This is a genomic window from Mucilaginibacter myungsuensis, from assembly GCF_015222005.1.
Classification (GTDB): Bacteria; Bacteroidota; Bacteroidia; order Sphingobacteriales; family Sphingobacteriaceae; genus Mucilaginibacter; species Mucilaginibacter myungsuensis.
The window spans coordinates 699300-718431 of the sequence record NZ_JADFFL010000001.1 but is presented as its reverse complement, the minus strand read 5'-3'; the positions used below and the strand labels follow the sequence as shown (position 1 = coordinate 718431).

Genomic DNA, 19132 nt, shown 5'->3' with positions numbered 1-19132 from the left:
GTTTAAAGGACCTCAAATTTAATAGATAATCCGGTTAACCTTTAATTACTTGTTGATACATTGCCAGGTATTTCGCGGTCAGTGCTTTCTCATCGAAGTGATCACGTATGACCACGGGAGCTTGTTGCCTGATCAGTGCCAGATCCTGATATTGTAGCTTAGCAATAAGCTCGGCTATCATTACAGGTTGATTAGGTGTCACCCAGCCCAAACTATTCTCGATTACATAATCGGACAAACCAACATTCGGACTCACGATCACTGCGGTACCGACACTCAAACTTTCTATTACCACATTGCCAAAATTCTCGTCGCGCGATGGTAGTATCATGATATCGTGTCCGGCAAGCATATCAAATTTATTTTCATTTTGCACACCTATCCAATTGATATGAGCCAATATGTTAAGGTTTTGTGCTTGTTTTTTTAAAGTATCTATAAAGATAGGATCACCACCACCGGCGATGGTCAAAGCGTATGGGCGCTTAACCAAGGCTAAAGCTTTGAACAGGACATCGAGACCTTTTTTATCATCTATGCGCGAAAAGAACACCAGCTTCAGTTTATCGCTCTGGACAAAAGCAGCGTTTGAATTGGCATCAGACAAAGCGACAAAATTAGGAAGGACAAAGTACTTTACGGGTTCAATGACGCGTGTTAGTTTCGTTTCCTCGTAAGTTGATGTAGTGTGGATATGGGTTCGGTTCAGCAAAGGTCGGCCTATTAAATTATGTATGGCCTGCTTTAAAAAACTATTCTTATGGGCAAACGAATAAGCGCTTAAAGTCCCACGTGGAGATACCACCACTTTAACGCCGCGCGCCATGGCAATAAAGCATGATAGTACCGAAACCGTATTCCACCAGGCATGGATATGTACTACATCGTACTGCCAGCAATTACGCCATACTGCCGCCAACAATTTGGGTGAAAAATGGATATGACCTTTAAGTATCCTGCTGAAATAAGTTACAGGGACAGAATCTACGATGATGACCTCATTAGGTGTAACATCCAGTTCATTATCGCCATTAGCGGTAGTTGTGAACACCTTTACATCGCAACCCGCGTTTACCAATTGCTCGGCCAGTTTAGAGACCGACATGGTAGGCCCGCCGTAAATGTAAGCCGGTTTATAAGAAGCATTGATCTGTAATATCCTCAAGCTGGTTGAATAATGTTACGGGCCAAAAACACTTTGTGCAACATTAGCATGGTGACGTAGGAATAGAACACTGAGTTAATGATGAACTCGAAACTTAGCCCACGCCATAGGATCTGAAAAAGCCCTGAGAACATGAGTGCCGTGCCTAATAAATAACCGCCGAATAGCACTTCGGCTTTCTGAGAGATAAGCTGGGCTACCATGCCATAAACAAATAGCGATATGATAACCCCCAGGGTGCCGAACGACAAATATCCATCAACGATGTAAGCAGGCTTAGCAGATACCACTGAACCACGCGCCACAACGCCGGCATCATAAACCCGCTGCATCACCAAAGTTTCGGTAAAGGGTTTGGCCGGCCAGAATATACGTGGTACCAATACCATGGCTGATTGCTCGAGTAGTTGAAAGTCGTAAAAATCTATCTTTTTTGGGGTAGATTCAAGGTACATGGTGAACATGCTGATCTCGGAAAACCGGCCCACCAAAAAACTCCAGTTAGATGATTCGCCCGAATCGCTAACCTGTCCAATAGCCGCCTGTAAGGCCAATTGCGATGCTTCTTCGCTATCAGCATCGCCGGTCCAGGCGTTGCTTCTGAATACGGTGGCATAGGTAGGTAAAACCAAAAACAATAATAATAGCGCAGGGATAAAGGTAGCAAGCACCAGTTTTTTATAACTTGGATACAAAAATATCCCCAAAACCATTACGCTGATGATGATAGGTTCTTTAAATCCCGACAATAAAGCGGAATAAAAATTTATCCCGTACAGTACCACACAGATAGCCGTATTGATCATCTTTCTTTCGGGAATGGCAAATGCCAGCGCCAGCGAACACGCGATAAAACTTAACGAATTGAACTGATTAGTGAATTGCGACAACCCGGGAACGAACTCAAAAGCTTTTGCAATAGGAAAGGATAACAAGGCTGAGTAAAAAAGTATGGCGCTCACGGTACCCTCGGCGTAAATATATCGCTGTTCGGTCGGGTATTTCATAAACATCAGTATCCCGGTAACAAACGCGGCGTGGCCAAGGCAGTAATATCGTTGCGCTTCGGCGGTGTATTTAAGTTTTTCGGTATTAGTGAAAAAGAAATTATCTACCTCCTCAAAATTAACATAGCCCACAAGATCCATAAAATAAAAAATAGAGGTGCAGGCCATATATCCTGCAAAAACGATCTGGACCAAAAAGATAGGACGCATTAATTGCTCGCCCAAAGGATGATCATCTGGGAGCGGCCTTATAGAGCCTGATAGGGTAAGGAAAAAAATGTAGAACGACCCCAGCCAGGCGATCAGGTAAGACCAATAAGGATCATCAGCCAACAGCAGCGCCAATGCGTAAGGGATATACAGCATCGCAAAACGTTCTATCCGTAATTCGCTATCCATTGTTTATGGTTAACGGGATACAAAAAATGTTTCCGCCAATGGCGTCTGCGGCGTTGCTGATCAGTTCGCAGCCAACTTGAGTGATCTGGTAAAGGGTGTAACCGGTTTCAATTAAGAACGGATAACAATCCGCCATTTGCTGGCCGGTGCGCTGCCAATAGTTATCGTCGTATTCAAAAATGATCCTTGGCCGGTGTTTACGGAGTGTGTCTTTCAGCCCGCGTAATACCTGAAACTCATAGCCTTCTACATCTATCTTGATCAGGTCTAACCGCTGTAGCGCCGCTATCTCCGATAAGGTATCGCCGGCCTTTATAGTGATGGTTTGTTGGGACTTGCCATTGCTCTCTTGGTTAAGGCTGAACGCCCCTTGGTTCCAAGTCTGTTCGTCGATATTAACGGTGGTCTCGCCATCACTGTCTGATAATGCAAAGGGGAACAGCTGAATATTTTGGCAATTGTTAAGCGCGATATTCCTGCTGAATTTTTGGTGGATATGTTGCAATGGCTCAAAAGAATAAACCTTGCCATCTGCACCACAGCTTTGCGACATGCGGATGCTTTGCAGGCCAATATTGGCGCCAATATCTAAAGCTGCAAAACCGGGTTTCAAGGATACGCGTATCAGCTTGTTTATCTCGTCCTCGTAAGTGCCGGTAGTAAGCACCATGTGCTCGATGTAATTATCGGCCGAGGTGTGGATAGCGATATCCTCGTGCCTTAGCCAAACAATGCCATCCTTAAAATTGGTTTTAAAACCTGCCGACGGTTTTAACAAATGCGCAAGGCGTTCTTTGCCCGGCAGGTCCCAGTTACGTATAAAGTTGATCTTAATTCGGTCGGCTCTTTTCATTTAGTAATTTATCTTCGATCGCTTGCGCGATAGCGGCAAAGTTCCATCCCGCTATTTTTACTGCCGAATGGCGGCCGTAATTTTTTAGTGTGTCTTTTGATCGGGTAAGTTCGGCTAATTTTTCGGCAAGATCGTCAACGTTGCCAGCTTTAACAATAGCGCCGTTATGTTTGTCGGTAACCAAGTCGTTAGCGCAACCGCATTTGTCGGACACCAGAACGGCCTTGCCACAAGCCATAGCCTCATTCACGGCCAGGCCCCAAGTCTCGGCGGGACCTTTGGATGGAAGGCAGAACAGATCGCAGGCCTGATACACTACCGGGATATCGCTTTGATTGACAAGATCGACAAAGTGAACTTTATTGTTATCTGCTGCTTGTTCCTTTAAACTTGGCTCTAAGTTACCGTTACCTACAAAAAGCAGGTGTTTATCGGCGTTATCTATTCCTGTGAAAGCACGCAGCAACAGGTCGGGGGATTTCTTATCTTCTAACTTACCCACAAACAGTATCAATTGCTGGTCTTCGGCAATGCCCAATTTTTTTCGAAACTCGGCAACCTCCTCTTTACGTGAGTTAGCAAAACGTTCGTTATCAATTGCGTGAGGGGCAAAATTTAGCTGGTGTGCTTTTAGACCATAACGTAAAAAATAATCCCGGTTTGCGCGGCCTACATAAAAGGCATGATCGATATGGCGATATACCCACCGAAGGGTTATCGACCTAAAAAGTGCCTTAAAACCGCTTTGCTGATCGAGCAAGGTAGAGTCGCCACGAAAGTACACAGGCAATTTCCCTTTAAAATAGCGCATCACTTTTAAATGGCTTTGGTACGCCCAGCCAAAGATCAAAACCGCATCAGGCTGATAGTTTTCTATTTGTTCGATAAGGTCGGGGGTAACGATACCTTTAAAATGATGCGAACCGGGGGCTTGCGACGTATTTGTAGCCCATTCATATTCGTAGCCATCTAATAACGGTACATCCCAAATGATCTGTTTACCAAAACCGGGATCAAATTTTTTAAGCGATGCTTCGCCCCAGGTATAAAAGATCTTTACAGAGATGTTCTCTCGTTGATGCAACAGACGGAAGACCGGCGCGTAATATTGAATGGGGTGGGTAGTTACAATGGCCAGTTTTTTCACACACGCCGGGTTTTAAGCAACTCATTAAATAATTCGCATTGCAATTGGGTCATACTGGCGGCCGAATATTTTTGTATCGCCTCCGTATGATACTTCGGTTTGGATAGATTGCCTGCTAAAAGCCCGTCAATAAACGTTGATATTTTATTGTCAACATCCCGATCATCGTAACCAAGGTTATGGTCCACAACAAATTCAGCAAGTATCTGGTAACCTGGGCTTTTTGCGTTCGAAATAGCCAACAATGGCTTCCCTGTAAGAATGTACGGATAGATCTTTGATGCGGAATACTTCACATCATCAGACCCGGGAACAAATAACGCATCGGCTTGCTGCAGGGTGATCAGGGCGTGATAATAGCTAATGCGATCAGTAAGTTCGATCACATTGTCGCTTAAACCATACTGGTCCGCTAATGGTAGAATGCTGGGCCTACCTTGTCCTGCAGGTGCATAACTGGTACCTATAAAGTATACTTTAAGTTTGTCGGCAGATATATCCCTCGTTTGCAGATGTCTAAAAAGTGGAGCAATGGCTTTGTGCATATCCGCACCACCACGGCCAATATATACCAGGTTGATATGATCTTTGCTTAGCAATTCTGGAAAGCGATCATTATTTTCGGACGCTAGCTGTGTATCAGGGGCGAAAGCGCCGAACGGAATAGTGGCCGCCGGTATGTCGTTTAAATGCGGGTATCGTTCGCGGAGCGTAGTAATATAGTTTGGTGATACGCTTATCAGGCCCGCAACACTTTTCATGGCGATAGGCTCCATGAATTTATTAAGACGATACGCGAACCAATATTTAGGTGGGCGTTCGGATTTTGGTTTATTTAGATAATAGTCGGAATGCCAGGGGTCCTGCATATCGATTATATAAGGCACACCAAATTTTTTGTACCAATAATGTCCTAATATACAAACCGGGAATTGCGTGGTAGAAAAATAGATCAGCTGGTAATTGCCGTCCTTGATCAGGCGGTCCACTGTTCTTTTATAAAACCATAACGATCGTATTGCAATACTGCCCAAACCGATCCTCGCTGTCCATTTTTTGTCGAGTGGTTTTAACTTATGTAACTTTATATTATCGGGGACGGTTTGTGACAGCAGTTCGTCTTTACTTACATCTGTATATCGCTCATCCACCGTAACCACTTCAGCATCCCAGCCAAGATCGGCAAAATAGGGCAGGCTCATTCGCACCCGCTGCATATCAGCTGCATTAACAGGAGCGAAGTAAGGTGATATGATCAACACTTTTTTCAATTGGCTAAAGTATCTGATACCACTTTAAGCAACTTTTGGCTTTCGGATTCCCAGTTCATTTCGCCGTGCCCGAGTTTGAGAGCTGCCGATGCGTTATGTAAAAGTAGTTCTCTTTGTTGCAACCACAAATTTAGCTTAGATGCAATATCTGCAGCATTGTTCAATTTATAGCATTGTCCGATCGTTGGATGTTCGGTCATGAATTGTTTTTGTGCCACGGTATCACTTGCTAAAACGGCCAGGCCTGCTTGCAGATAAGTAAATATCTTATTGGCTAAGCAGATGTCGTGGTTATGCGGGATATTCAACTCTGCTGCCAAACCAATGTCAAATTGGGATGCAAAAGTGATGAGTTGATCTGATGGGATAGGGTGATGTAAATGGATATTGGGACGACCGTTTATCAGCTCCTTAATGTAGTCGGCGTACATATTTCCTTCGCCTAACAAATGTAGTTCCAGTGGAGCCTCAGGCAACAGTGCCAATGCCTCAATGATAGTTTCCAAGCCGCGGTGCGGACCGATGGTCTGCGAAAACCAGAATAACCGGATCACGCCATTATTGATACTTTTGGCGAAAGTTGGTCCTTTAGGGAAAACGTTAAGAATAGCGACCGGCCGTTTATCCGGGTACAATTCACCATATTCTTGCGCCATTAATGGCGAGGCTGTTGTAAGGTAGTTGAGCTCACCGAAATATTTATCCTCTAAGTACCGGTTACGGTTGTACGATGCCTGGCCACGATCGTAGGTAGCCTCATATCGGTGCAGATCCTCGGCATCAAAACCACATTTAGCACTGAACTTTTTAGCAGCTTTTACAATGGCCGGTAAAGCACCCAAGTTATGACCGATATAAAGATCGGCTTTGTGATTTGCCACTTCGCGCATCAGAAATAAACTTCCCCGCGCGACCGCAAGGTGCGTAAATGCAGTTAGTCTGAATTTATCTGTCAGGATATTGAACACCTTATGTAAAACCCTGCTGATAAAGTAAGTAATCCGTTTTTGCACAGGATCGCCGCCTACGCGGATGACTTTCCAGGCCCGTGTCGCCAATATTTCATCGTCTGATGCCGCGCCCCAGGCATTCCAATAGCAGCAAAGTACGGTAACATCGTAACCAGCTTCGTTCAGCGCATCGGCTTCTTTTACCAACCTTGGGTTTAAGGATGGTTGAGTAGGGGTAACCAAAACTACTTTGACCTTTTTATGCAGATGCACGGGATATCCTAATTACTGTATCAATAATTCTTGTTCTAAAGATGAAATGATGTCAACATAATCTGCCGCGCATTTTTCCAAACTCAAATTTTCGGTAATGAAATTGCGAGGAGAAAATGCTCCCTCATCTTGTAATTTGATGAACTTTTGTAATTGTTCGTCAAAATTAGCTATCGAACCGAATTTGATCCCGCACCTGTCATCCCAATAAGGGACAGAGCTTACCGGGCCAAATTTTACTGCGGGATAGTAATAAGGATCCTGCCAGTAGCCGCCCCTGTCCCAAGCCAAAATTGGCAGACCGGCCGCTAATATTTGTTGATAGGCCAGTCCCTGGGTTTCGTGCTCGCATAAAAATATGGCGGCTTTTGCCTGTCCAACGGCCGAAAGCAATTGCTCCGGCTCGTAACTTCCATACTTTAATACGGTATAGCTCAATGATCTTGTTTGCAGTTGTTCAAGTATAGGATCAAGCAGTTCGGGAACGTGTTTATCGCGTTCCCAGCGGATCTTATCATAAACTATGAAGTCGGTGTCCTTAGTTGCCGCGCCGACCGGCGACCATTTTTTGGTATCGATACCTGTGGGCCAGGCCTGCACTTTATCGCCGTAGAACGGTTCGAACATTGATCGCATCCATTCGCCCGGGACCAACAGGCGTTTAACATTCGGATACTTACTGAACAGTTCGGGTTCTTCGGAAGGGTGCGAGAATATGCCGGCACCGAATACAACAGGGTTCTTCCATTTACGCTCCGTTAACAATTGCGGCTTACCAATGATGCAGGCTATCTCGTCAGGATGTTTATCTATATACCGATAATCGTTAAAACGATAGGGAATCTTTAATCTATCCAAACCCTGCATCAGGTTCAGTGCAACCATCATCACGCCACCCGGCCGTTGTTTGCCCCTTACCATCCTGCGAATGATCTGCCGCAGATAACGATCCATCAGGAACCAACGGTCAGGATCGGGTTCGGCATAGAACAGGTTTAAGGGCTTTTGCAATTTTGTTAGCTAAAAGGGACGACGCAGTGTTTGAGAATTTACCGGAATAATGTTAACCTTCGTAAACCCAGCAGTTTCTCGGTCATTTTAAAGCCCAATGATCTGTACATAAACCCAAGAGTGCCCGGCTCCGGTATCTGGAAATCAGGGTTAAGTTCATAGATCCAGTTAACTACCTCAACGCCCTCGCTAATATTATCTTTAGCGATCCAATGTGCCAGCGGCCAAAGCACTGTGCAGGCAGCATTTTTGCGGGCTTGCGTTAGTTTGCCGTTAGCAGCCAGCTTACTTAGAATCTTTTTATAAATGTATAGATGCTGCCAGTTTGTGACCTGTGCTTTTAACCCCTGATAATTGGCCTGCATTTGGTCGGTATGTTTTACCCAATGGCCTGCACAACCTTGGGCCCACACGATCTTGGGATCCAGTAAAGCATATTCCAGCAAAAACATCCTGTCGTCCCTGAAAGAAAGATCGGGTCTGCGGGGTACTTTTTTTACCAGATGGGTACTAAATAGCATCCCTAAATAATGGCTGCCGTTACCGTTCCCCAATTGTATTTCTAAAAAGTCCTCCCAAGCCTCTTTGATGGGCAAGTTGATAACCTCACCCGTCGATTCAACGTAAATATCAACAGCTGAGTAGACCAGGTTTGCATTTGTCTCTTCCGCTTTCAAAAATTGCTTATCAATGGCTCCTTCGACCAAAAAGTCGTCGCTATCTAAAAATCTGATGTATTTACCGGTGGCGTAATTGGTGCCAAAATTAGCAGCATAGGTCTGTCCCTGATTTTCCTGATAAAATGACCTGACATCCGGTTGTTGTTGCAGCCATTCCCAAGTACCATCGGTACTGCCATCGTCAACTACAATGATCTCGGTGATGCAAGTCGTTTTTCTGCAGCTATCAATGGCCTTTGGCAAACTCCAAAGCCTATTATAGGTTGGGATAATTACGGTTACATCTGCCTGTTGTTGATCTGTCATTGAGATATGACCCTTTCTGAAGTTTTGATCTTGCGCACCCCGAACAATTTATGATAGGTAGAACGAAATATCGTTTTAAAACTATCGGCAAGCCGTTCCGGATATTCTATAGTGAGCAAAGCATACAGTCCACTTAACAAATAAGACTTATTTGTCGACGCGGCACTTAAGCGATAAACTTCGCGGCGATAGGGATAGCGCATGGTGTAATATCCTAAGAAATGTACTATCAACGGACTTACTCTTACAAATGGATACCAGCCTTGATGGAGTGGGTGAGGAGCCTGCGGATTAAGTAACCATCGTTCGCCTTTTATCACATCGATGTTATACCCTCCGGGGCAAGCTTGCGGATCGCTCATCACTGTGCCATCATCTATCAATGGTGTTTGAGCGTGCAGCTGCATGGCTAAAGCCATGATCACCTCATCATTTGGTCGATCGCGCAGGCGTACAAAACCTATCTCATCGTACTGTTGTTCCAACTCACGGGCGGTGGTGTACACGGTATTGGCAAGCTCCCCGCTTTCGACGTAATACAGACCGCCGTTAAATTTGGGCAATTGCGTTACCTTAAATTTTTTACAGATGGCGCCAATATCGCCAAACCATTCGCCGGATGATATATAGTTCCCTAAAACCGATACAGCTTTGCCTTTAAAGGAAGTGAATAACTTAGAAAGGTCGCCAAAAACCAAACAATCGCTATCAATAAAAAGTGTTTGCCCGGCGGGGGCCAGTTTATCTAAATGCAGCTTGGACGAGAACCCCTTTCCTAATTCGTCCGGCCGGAGTTTGATGATGCTGACGAAATCCTCAACGTCGACCGGTAAATTATCAGGCATATCTGTTGCCAGGTGAAAAGTTATGCCGTTATCCTTATTCCACCATCTGAATGAACGTGCCAGGTTTATTGCCATATCCAGATAAAGCATTTTGCCGGTAGCGATAGTCAGTATATTGCGTGGCGTGGACATTCTGTTATGATATACCGATCTTAGTAAGCATGTCGGCAAGCTTAGTTTCATCAACTTCGATATCGCCCCAATTGGCGCTGGCCGGTTTATTGCCTTTGATGTAATGGTAATTAAGCGCGAGCATTCGCGATAAGGTAAAATAACAATCGGTACGGAAATAGTCTGTCGAGAAGAATTCTATAACCGATATCCCCTTATTCGCGAATAGCAAATTACTCAAAGCCGCGCCGTGTACGCTAACAATTACGGATGCATGTTGCATCAAGTTGATCTGCTCGGTTATGCTTAGATCATCCGGGTCGATAACATCAAACCCGTGTTGTTGAAGCAGGCCGATAATGTTTTCTTCATTAATAAGTTTGCGTTGACCCGATGGACCTCTTTTGAAATAGATCTTTTTATTGGCGATGACGGGATCCGTGCCTAAGGGTATCAACTTATCGCGAACATGGTCGACCGCCCATTTAGGCGAGCGGCCTTCACTGCCGGGTAACGATGCCACATACAAAGTATTGAAATGCAGTTTTTCCTGATCATTTACCAGTAAGATCTTGGTCATCGGGATCCCAAAGGACGGCAATATGGCCAGGAATTTTTCGGGTACGGCCGCAGAGATGCAATAGTGATCGATATGTCCCATCACACTCTGGTATAGTTTAATGCGTGGCAGCACGTCAGATAACCAATGGTAATAATTATGGCTTTCGGGCGATACCAATACTGCTCCAGTCCCAGCTATTCGTTTAATATTGGTTGCGTAAGTATAAAAAGGGTTTTTCCGTAGAAACTTCGATAAAGAACTGATCCCGAAATGATGGGTGAATTCCTGAAAAAGAGCGTTGCGGTTGCTTAATACCAGCCCCATTTGTTTATATAAATAAACGTCCTTTAAGGAATAAAGATAGGCGGGAGGTGTACTATAAAAAACGTTGTCGTTGAATTTTGTAGCGTCGCGACCATCCTGCAGATCAGGCAGATCAAATTGATGGTCTTCGGGTGGAATGACCAATCGGTATTGATGTCCGCGCAGACCTTTATAGACACCTGCATCAGCATTTTGCCGGTCTATCCAGTCTTTGCAAGACTTAACTATAGCCGAGGGATAGATGAACGGAAATTGCTTAAGTATGTCTTTAATACGGCTCAAGATCTAACTATGCTTATAATAACTGAACAGCCGGGCCATTCGCCAGCCCAAAAACTTACTGATCAAATGACCGGACTTCCCGCCAACGTATTTATCACCTTCATAACCCAAACCTTTTGCTGTAGTGATGCATTTGGTCGATAGGTTTTTAAATCGAGGGTAGGCCATGATGCCCGTCCACCAATAAAAACGGGCAAATATTTTATCAATTATAGGATCGGCATTGGCGGCCTTCAACCATTTATACTTCAGATCAGTGGCCAACACGGTGCTTTCAAAACTCTTTAAAGTTTTTTGGGTGGATAACGAACCTGCGTTTTGATGCTTACGATAATAATTGACCCCTTTATCGCAAAATTTTATTCCCTTACTTGCCAGGGCTACCCTGCAAAAAAACTCGCCGTCATCATCGGTGGTCAGGTCCTCGTTCCATGGTCCGGCTTTGTCGATTACCGCGCGTGGTGTAAGCCAGGAGTGTACCGTTATAAAACCGCCGTAGCCCGGCAACTGGTCCTCGCCGGCGTATAACTTTTTTAAAAGATCTGCCGGTTCATATTGTTTTGCCGAAAACCAATGGCTGTCCGGCGCTATTGATAAGGGATCTTCGCCATCGTTAAATAGTACGGCGGGGCAAAAACTCAATACCTCGTTCGTCCCATCCAAACATGCTATTTGCGAAGTTATTTTATCCGGACTTAACAGGTCGTCAGCATCTAAAAATTGGATATAGTTGCCCTCGGCTGCTGCAAGCCCGACGTTCCTGGCGGCGGAAGCACTGGTGACCTTGCTGTCGATCAGCTTGATGCCGGGAATATTTTGAAGTATTTCTAAAGTAGCATCTGTAGAGCCATTATTAACTACGATCACTTCTTTATTGGGCCAGGTCTGGTCTAATGCACATTGCACCGTCTCTCGTACATGTTTAGCAGCATTGTGCGCAGGTATGATGATAGAAACGAGTGGTTCGGTAATTGGCATTACTTGTTTCTGATCAAAGTTGATGTGTTAGTTGAACGAGTAGCGCGATGCTTTCTTCAAATATTTGTATCCAGCGTTCTTTGGCCGAAGCATCTGCCGGGGGGGTATTGTTATGGAACCATGGCTGCTGCGCATAGGCTATATATTTTTCGGGATCTTTATCTAATAGGATGATCCGATCGATCAGGTCGCTAAAATCGAGTTTATTGAATTGTAATTTCATTTTTAATGAACGACCGATAGACTTGGTTTTGCGTCTCGCCCTGTCTGCCATCGAATGATGATACTGTGGCAAAATGTCCATAAAATTCATTTGCGACACATTTTCTAAGGCCTGTACCTGGGGCGAATAATTTATCTGAACAAAGTCGGGCACATTCAAAAAACTCTTGGTATTGAATATTTCGCCGACGTTAGGGTCTCCGCAGTACACCGGTAGGCTTTGACACAGCATGGCATCGTACAATTTTTCGGTCTGATAGCCCGGATATACATAATTCTCGAACGCGATGGTAAACTTGTATGGTGTGAGAAACTGTCTTTTTACGTCGTACCTGCCGCCCTGATATTGACTATCGATGGATGGCATGTTGTTCATACTTTTGCCGGGCGCATCAACTTTTTTGTATTTTGATAGCTGCTTAAAAAAAGCCTCGCGATAGGGTACGGGATTGGAGTAAACAAAGTTACAAAACTTGGTTTTTGATGCTAATAATGCTTCTCCGCCATTCAAATTGTCCTTTATCAGGCTATCGGGGTCTATCCCATGCCATTGTATCCTTTTATATTTCGGGTGGCCAACTTTGGCGTCGTGTGGTACACCAAAAGCCCATTCACAAATAGTCATGTCAGGTTCAACATTCTCGCAATAGTAGCCTACACGGGTATAGTCGCCTTTGGGTGGCAGATCATTACCATATGGCCCAAATACCACCACGTCGGGCGATGTTGATTCTTGCAGATCATATACGTCGGAAACGCCATTAACGTCGAAGACTTCCTTTTTAAAGTCATCGAAAACAAGACCGTTGAGGAATTTTAAACGGATGACCGGCTTAGCCATTTGTTTTAAATACAATGCTGATCACACGTTTGGCCAAATTTGCCGACTTTTTTAAGACTGATCGGTTAGCCCATTTATGCTCAAATACAGCGCGTTGCCCCGATGTCATCTCCTCGTGTCTATCATCAAGCAGATCGTGCGATTGACAAAACAAATGTGTTACTAACGACGGCTTTATCAGGGCGTGCCTCAATTTATGCTTACGCAATGTAAGATCATAATCGTTATCGGCATACCAAAAAGTGAATTGCTCATCCAGCTCGCCTATTTTTTGCAAGGTGTCGCGTTTTACAAAAATACACCACCCGGTCAACACACCATTCATCGCCATGGTTTTATGGCGCCATGCCACATCCGGTCCGGTTTTTATACGTTCATCATAATCAAAATTCTCTGAATACGGATTGGCAGATGCCAATTGCGGGTGCTCAGCAAAAGCCTTTAGCATTGCTGTCGCCCAGCCGGGGTGGTAGATCAGGTCATTATTACTTAGGCAAACATACCTGCTGTTGGTAGCTCTGATGCCGATGTTCAAGTATTTATTGTAACCGAATGAAACATCGGGATATATTGTCTTAGTACCCGGATATTGGTAATTACCCAACTTTTTCTCAGACTCGATAACAACTACATTGAACTTTATCTCCCCTTTATCTTCTGATGCAAACAAGCTATTGATACCATCTTGCGTCATCTGTTTTAGCTGCTCGGTCTTAGCGTAGCTGAGGATGATGATATCGATATTGGTTCCCATGTTACGTGAGCTGATCGTTACTGTTTACGAATAAACTCGCCTGATGATCTGGCCGCTAACTGATCGATATAGTTGTAGTGATATTGATAAACCGAATTCAGGTCGATATCCTTTAGTTCAGGGTTATTATTAGGTTTAGCCCTGAAAATACGTTTGCCCATGGCTATTTTGATCTTTGACCAAAGTGATATCTGTGCACCATCACCGGGGTATTCGTAATAATGATTGGCGCGTAGCCCCTGATCAGTGAATTTCCTCTGATCTACTTGTGAAGTTACCGTTTGCGGATGAGCGACCGAAAGCGCGTTGTAGCCGGTATAATAAACAATATTGGCTTGCAGATAACTGATGCGCAAAGCATACTCATAGTCCATCATCGTAAAACCGGTATAGTATAAACCCAGATACGGTAGTGAGCTACGCTTGATAAGCATATGCACATCGCTAAAAGTGAACGACGGCGTTATGCCATTTTTCCATTGCTCGAAATGCTTAAGCCGGGATCTTTCTTGTATTTGGGTATGGTTGGTAGCTACACTGTCCAGATCGTTAGATATTACCACATCTACATCCGGGTTGGCTAACATGTGATCTTTACATTGCCTGATAGCTGCGTAGCAAAAAACATCATCGTCGATGATCTTTTTAATGATCGTCCCCTTTGCCATAAGGAAAGCCTTGTTCCAGCCGTGTGCCTGGTTCTTGTCAGGTTCGGACAAGTACTGATGTATCTTACCCTCGTTAAACAGTTGTTGCAGATATTCCCGTGTGCCATCAGTGCTGTCGCCATCAACTATAACTATCTCTTCGTCGGGCAGTAAGATGTTAATCAATCTCCCCAATGTTATTTGTAAAAAGGGGAGACGGTTGCGGGTAGCTATGATATAAGAAAGTTGGATAGCCATCTACAATAACGGGAACGAGTTAGCGATCTTACACACGTACCTTATTTCATCAGCGGTATGGCAGTAAGATACCGGCATACTTAAGGTAGTGGCATGTATCTCTTCGGACAGCGGGAATTGCATGCCCGGCCATAAATGTTTATATCCATTTTGGTGATGGGGCGCAATAGGGTAGTGTGTTTCTGTCTTAATGCCGTGTTGGGCCAGATATTCCTTCAACTTATCCCGTTCGGGATGGCGGACGTTGTAGATATGGAATACATCGAAATTGTCGGCTTCTGTTACCGGCTTTATAAAACGCGGGTCTAGCTCTTTATTGTAGATGTCGGCCAACGTTCTTTTATAAGCATTAATGGCATCCAAACTTTTTAATTTATGCGATAGGAATGCCGCCTGCAATTCATCCAACCGCGAATTGAAACCGATATACTCGTTATGATATTTGATATCGCTGCCGTAGTTACGCAAGAACCGGATCTTTTTTGCCAATTCGGCATCGTTGGTAGTAATGGCCCCGCCGTCGCCTAAAGCGCCAAGGTTTTTTGTAGGATAAAAGCTGAACGCTGCTATGTCACTCCAATTGCCTGCTTTTTTTCCTTTGTGTATGGCGCCATGGGCTTGTGCACAGTCTTCGATCACTTTTAAACCGTTAGACTGCGCTATTTGATCGATGCGGCTCATGTTGCACATCTTACCGTACATATGCACCGCCAAAATGGCCTTTGTTTTTGGGGTGATGGCTTTGGCTAAATTATCGGGATCTATATTATAGGTCTTCGGATCCGGTTCGGCCAGCACTGGTACGCATCCGGCGTTGATGACCCCTAATATTGAAGCGATGTAAGCGTTCGATGGCACAATGACCTCTGCGCCTGGCTCGATGCCCAGGGCTTTCAGTGAAATTATAATAGCATCTAATCCCGAGGCTACACCGACACAATGCCCGACACCGCAATAAGCGGCAAATGCATCTTCAAATTTTTTTACCTGTTGCCCTAAAATATACCAGCCCGATGCAGCGACCTCACGATACGCTTGCTCGAACCCGTCCATAAATGGCAGGTTGCTTTTCTTCAGGTCTTCGTAAGCTATCTCAGGCATAGGGTTCAAAAATATAGTCGTCGGCATCGTAGTTGGTCGAGGCGAGTACCATTAATATAGCGTCGGGTGTAAAATCGTACATCTTATGCCAGTCCTCGGCTTCTAAGATCAGGCATTTTGACGGCGAATCGAGGATGAACTCCGCTGTGTCCATACCGTTGTTGTTATGGATAGCGCAGGCCCCTTTAATGCAGATAGCTGCTTGCACGGTCTGCTTATGGCGGTGCCCGCCCCGTACCGAATCATCTACGCCATAGATGTAAAAAATGCGTTTAATATCAAATGGGATACATTTTTCTATCACGGTAAGGTTGCCGCGGTCGTCGGTAAAAGTTTTAAGATCCAGTATGCCGGCCATTATTTTATAAAATTATTCTTGTAGAACCGCCTTCGGTTGATGAAGAACAGTGCATGGATGAATTTTTTAAATGCTGCCTGCAGCTCCAGCTTATATATTCCCAATTTATACTTTGTGGTAATAAGGTTGAACTTTTCCGCATCAACGATATTCAAACTGTTTACAACAGACGATCCGGCGGCTATGTCTTTTAATAAGCTGATGTAAGGTTTATAAAACTGTTCCACAATGTGATCAGGAATATCATATCCCCCTAAAAACCAAGATCCGTTAGATAGGTATTGCAGATCGTGATAATGGTAAAAGATAGCCTTATCTCTTACATCTTTTTCTTCAGCATAGTTCAAAGCATTCCATGGGGCCAAACCGGCGTATTTGTTGTTACATATATAAACACCATCAAACATATAGGGCCAGCTATCAAGATATTTCTGATCGCCCATTTTGCCGTCCTCGTGGCGGGCGTAGCACCATTGTAAACAGGCATTTACCCACCAGTTAAGCACCTCGTTGCCATTGGGGGTATTTTTGAAAGGGACAAATTGTACGCAATATATCCCTGCTAAAGCCGACTGGTCATATTTTGGATGATAATTATGCGGCGTGATCAACACATCGTTATCATCCATCTCATCGATCAGTAGCTGCGGATCTTTATAAAAGTAAAGATCGGCATCTACATAGGTGCAGGCATTCAGCTGAAATTTGTCTATGCAATATCTAATTGTGGATGGTGTGCAGGTCCAGCAATATTCAGCTACCGATCGGCCTTGTTTTACCGCGAGTAATTTATTGTTCTCGAGTTCGGTAAGTGAAATTACGGTAGTGTGCGCTAATCCTGCTTCTTTCAGAGCCTCAAAGCAAGCATCATCAAACGCTACGATATACAAATGAAAGTCGGCCCCCACCTCCAACAGCGAATGATGAAGCGCCATGCCCTTAGCGTGGTAACGGCTATTAAATAATGTACAAATATTGATCAATATCTGTTAGTTTTATTGTGGGTTTAACCGTTTTATCTCTCGGCTTATAATACTTTGGTCAACCGGTGCAGATCTAACAACATCGGGTTTCAATTGAAAAACCCATCCTTTGTAAAAGGAACGTACCCCATCCCCCAGATCATTACTAACACCTGGGTATGGGTCTGTCTCGGCCATTAAATTGTAATGGGGAACAATCCTTTTCACTAATTCCCGCTCATTAAAAAACCAAGCGGGATATGATGCTTTGTAAATGTAATCAGGCACCGTCTGTATCGTCAATCTGTCCTTACCTTCTTTGATAATAGGTGTCCTGTCTATAATAAGATATTTTATTTTTAAGTCCAGTAACATCTTAAGCATAGCGGTCGGGTCAGGTAGGTACTGCAGTACGCTTGATAGTAATAGCACATTGGGTTGTCTTTCTTTAAGGCAACCGTCAACGTTGGTATAAAATTTCAGGTTGCTATCGGCAATATGCTCGTTGCCTGCGTTAATGTAATGCGGTTGCTCTACAATGCTCCACTCTAAAATATCAACACCTTTTAACAAAGGCAAATTCTGAAAATAGGAGCTACCGAGTGCACCGCCAAAGTCGAGCACGCTAAGTTTACCCTTGTTTTCGGTGGCGGTTTTAAGCATGTAGGTCAGCATTGCCCAATTATGGTCAGGCTTGTCAAACAGAACGGTATCACGCTCATAGGCTGCTTCTCCGTTCTTTACTTTCAACACAGCATCCAGTGTTTTTTTTAGAATGCTGTCATCGTCGTAACCAACACAATGCTTCTTGGCTTCTTCCCACGAAGCATAATTGCCTTGCCACCAGCCAAGCGCCAATTTAGGGCGGATATTTTTGATGATCCGTTTGGCCATTGGCGGCATCACGTCAAGTATTACCTTTTTGATCGCGCTTTTGGTTCGCTGTTTTATGGGCGGAACGACCACTGTGCTGTAACCCTCGTACATTTTTTTTAAGACATGTGGCAAAACCCTGATCTCGGTTAATGTCACCTCTACGGGTTCTTTTGCCAGTTTTATCCGGTCAGAAAAAATATCGGGCCCGCCGTGTGTTGCCCCTTCATCAAATCCAATATTGTAAGTTACAGACCTGCGGGGATATAAAGCCAGCTTCCCGGTCAGATAGGCCAGGGCCTGCCAACGGATCGCCCATGAGCTTACGTTACCCCGGATCTGATCTATCAACATACTCTCAAATTTGTAGGCGCCATCCAAATTAAAATCATTAATGAGACCATTCTCTCTTAATCTGGTAAGTAATAGTTGAGCATTGGGTTCAAAAAGATCCCAGCGGTCTTTCCAGGTAGCCCAACCCCAGCAGTCGGGGATAGGTACAAAAAAGGTTTCGGGCACATCGTCGGTGGTGGCAAAAAAATTACATGCGCCAATGCTTAATACCTGGTCATCATTAAAGTAGGTATCAAGCGCATCGTTCATGTATCTTAAAAAATAGGGTGACGTGATAATATCATCTTCCAAAACTATAGCCTTGCCGTGCAAGGCAGTGACTTCGGTGACGCCGGTTATAATAGACTTTTGCAACCCGAAATTCTGATCTCGTAAAGTGATATGCAATTTATCGCCCCAATTTCCATCGGTGATGACCTCTCTCGTTTTACGGATATTTTCCAGGTCGATGTCTGATGCCGTCTCTTTCGGCCCGTCGCAATAAATGTAAAACTCGGACGCATCAAACAATTCATTCTGTTTTAAAGCCGTTAAGGTTTTAAGCAAATGGGTTGGCCGGGCGTAAGCGAATAATACGATAGGGGCGAGACTCATAGGT

At 44.4% G+C, this 19132-nt stretch carries 18 protein-coding genes; all 18 read right to left on the bottom strand.

Translation table 11 applies throughout. From position 1 onward, the window contains the following. Positions 1-34: 34 nt before the first annotated feature. From IRJ16_RS03015 to IRJ16_RS02930, 18 genes are read right to left on the bottom strand one after another with little or no spacing between them, the layout of a single operon-like run. Positions 35-1165, bottom strand: coding sequence for an XrtY-associated glycosyltransferase XYAG1 (locus tag IRJ16_RS03015; RefSeq protein ID WP_194110031.1), 1131 nt, complete (start codon positions 1163-1165; stop codon positions 35-37). Further along, positions 1162-2571 (bottom strand): exosortase Y-associated Wzy-like protein, encoded by a 1410-nt coding sequence (locus tag IRJ16_RS03010; protein WP_194110030.1) that lies wholly within the window; start codon positions 2569-2571, stop codon positions 1162-1164. Before IRJ16_RS03010 ends, IRJ16_RS03015 begins: the two co-directional genes overlap by 4 nt. Beyond that, on the bottom strand, positions 2564-3424 hold the full coding sequence (locus IRJ16_RS03005) for an FkbM family methyltransferase (protein ID WP_194110029.1): 861 nt from the start codon (positions 3422-3424) through the stop codon (positions 2564-2566). The genes IRJ16_RS03010 and IRJ16_RS03005 overlap by 8 nt, the downstream gene beginning before the upstream one ends. Then, positions 3402-4571 (bottom strand): glycosyltransferase family 4 protein, encoded by a 1170-nt coding sequence (locus IRJ16_RS03000; protein ID WP_194110028.1) that lies wholly within the window; start codon positions 4569-4571, stop codon positions 3402-3404. The genes IRJ16_RS03005 and IRJ16_RS03000 overlap by 23 nt, the downstream gene beginning before the upstream one ends. After that, positions 4568-5833, bottom strand: a complete 1266-nt coding sequence (locus IRJ16_RS02995) for a glycosyltransferase family protein (protein WP_290246537.1) — start codon at positions 5831-5833, stop codon at positions 4568-4570. Before IRJ16_RS02995 ends, IRJ16_RS03000 begins: the two co-directional genes overlap by 4 nt. 5 nt (positions 5834-5838) lie before the next feature. Next, positions 5839-7065 carry a glycosyltransferase family protein gene (locus IRJ16_RS02990; RefSeq protein WP_194110026.1) on the bottom strand — a complete coding sequence of 409 codons (1227 nt, stop codon included), beginning with the start codon at positions 7063-7065 and terminating at the stop codon, positions 5839-5841. Between the two features lie 12 nt (positions 7066-7077). Continuing rightward, positions 7078-8076: a glycosyltransferase gene (locus tag IRJ16_RS02985; RefSeq protein WP_194110025.1), complete on the bottom strand. Its 999-nt coding sequence runs from the start codon at positions 8074-8076 to the stop codon at positions 7078-7080. 38 nt (positions 8077-8114) lie between these two features. Further along, a complete protein-coding gene (locus IRJ16_RS02980) occupies positions 8115-9062 on the bottom strand; it encodes a glycosyltransferase family 2 protein (protein ID WP_194110024.1) in 948 nt (315 codons plus the stop codon). Continuing rightward, positions 9059-10039: a hypothetical protein gene (locus IRJ16_RS02975; RefSeq protein WP_194110023.1), complete on the bottom strand. Its 981-nt coding sequence runs from the start codon at positions 10037-10039 to the stop codon at positions 9059-9061. The genes IRJ16_RS02980 and IRJ16_RS02975 overlap by 4 nt, the downstream gene beginning before the upstream one ends. A gap of 4 nt (positions 10040-10043) precedes the next feature. Further along, positions 10044-11186 carry a glycosyltransferase family 61 protein gene (locus tag IRJ16_RS02970; RefSeq protein WP_194110022.1) on the bottom strand — a complete coding sequence of 381 codons (1143 nt, stop codon included), beginning with the start codon at positions 11184-11186 and terminating at the stop codon, positions 10044-10046. Between the two features lie 3 nt (positions 11187-11189). Continuing rightward, on the bottom strand, positions 11190-12164 hold the full coding sequence (locus tag IRJ16_RS02965; protein WP_194110021.1) for a glycosyltransferase family 2 protein: 975 nt from the start codon (positions 12162-12164) through the stop codon (positions 11190-11192). A gap of 13 nt (positions 12165-12177) precedes the next feature. Next, positions 12178-13227 (bottom strand): glycosyltransferase family 10 domain-containing protein, encoded by a 1050-nt coding sequence (locus IRJ16_RS02960; protein WP_194110020.1) that lies wholly within the window; start codon positions 13225-13227, stop codon positions 12178-12180. Beyond that, positions 13220-13981: a glycosyltransferase family 2 protein gene (locus IRJ16_RS02955; protein WP_194110019.1), complete on the bottom strand. Its 762-nt coding sequence runs from the start codon at positions 13979-13981 to the stop codon at positions 13220-13222. Before IRJ16_RS02955 ends, IRJ16_RS02960 begins: the two co-directional genes overlap by 8 nt. A gap of 17 nt (positions 13982-13998) precedes the next feature. After that, positions 13999-14886, bottom strand: coding sequence for a glycosyltransferase (locus IRJ16_RS02950; protein ID WP_194110018.1), 888 nt, complete (start codon positions 14884-14886; stop codon positions 13999-14001). Beyond that, positions 14887-15987 carry a DegT/DnrJ/EryC1/StrS family aminotransferase gene (locus IRJ16_RS02945; protein WP_194110017.1) on the bottom strand — a complete coding sequence of 367 codons (1101 nt, stop codon included), beginning with the start codon at positions 15985-15987 and terminating at the stop codon, positions 14887-14889. Next, entirely contained in the window at positions 15980-16345 is a 366-nt protein-coding gene (locus IRJ16_RS02940) for a sugar 3,4-ketoisomerase (RefSeq protein WP_194110016.1), read from the bottom strand. The genes IRJ16_RS02945 and IRJ16_RS02940 overlap by 8 nt, the downstream gene beginning before the upstream one ends. Continuing rightward, positions 16345-17280: a glycosyl transferase gene (locus tag IRJ16_RS02935; RefSeq protein ID WP_194110015.1), complete on the bottom strand. Its 936-nt coding sequence runs from the start codon at positions 17278-17280 to the stop codon at positions 16345-16347. Before IRJ16_RS02935 ends, IRJ16_RS02940 begins: the two co-directional genes overlap by 1 nt. A gap of 60 nt (positions 17281-17340) precedes the next feature. Continuing rightward, the gene (locus IRJ16_RS02930; RefSeq protein ID WP_194110014.1) at positions 17341-19128 is read right to left on the bottom strand and encodes a methyltransferase, TIGR04325 family; all 1788 of its coding nucleotides are present in this window, start codon (positions 19126-19128) and stop codon (positions 17341-17343) included. Between the last annotated feature and the right edge of the window lie 4 nt (positions 19129-19132).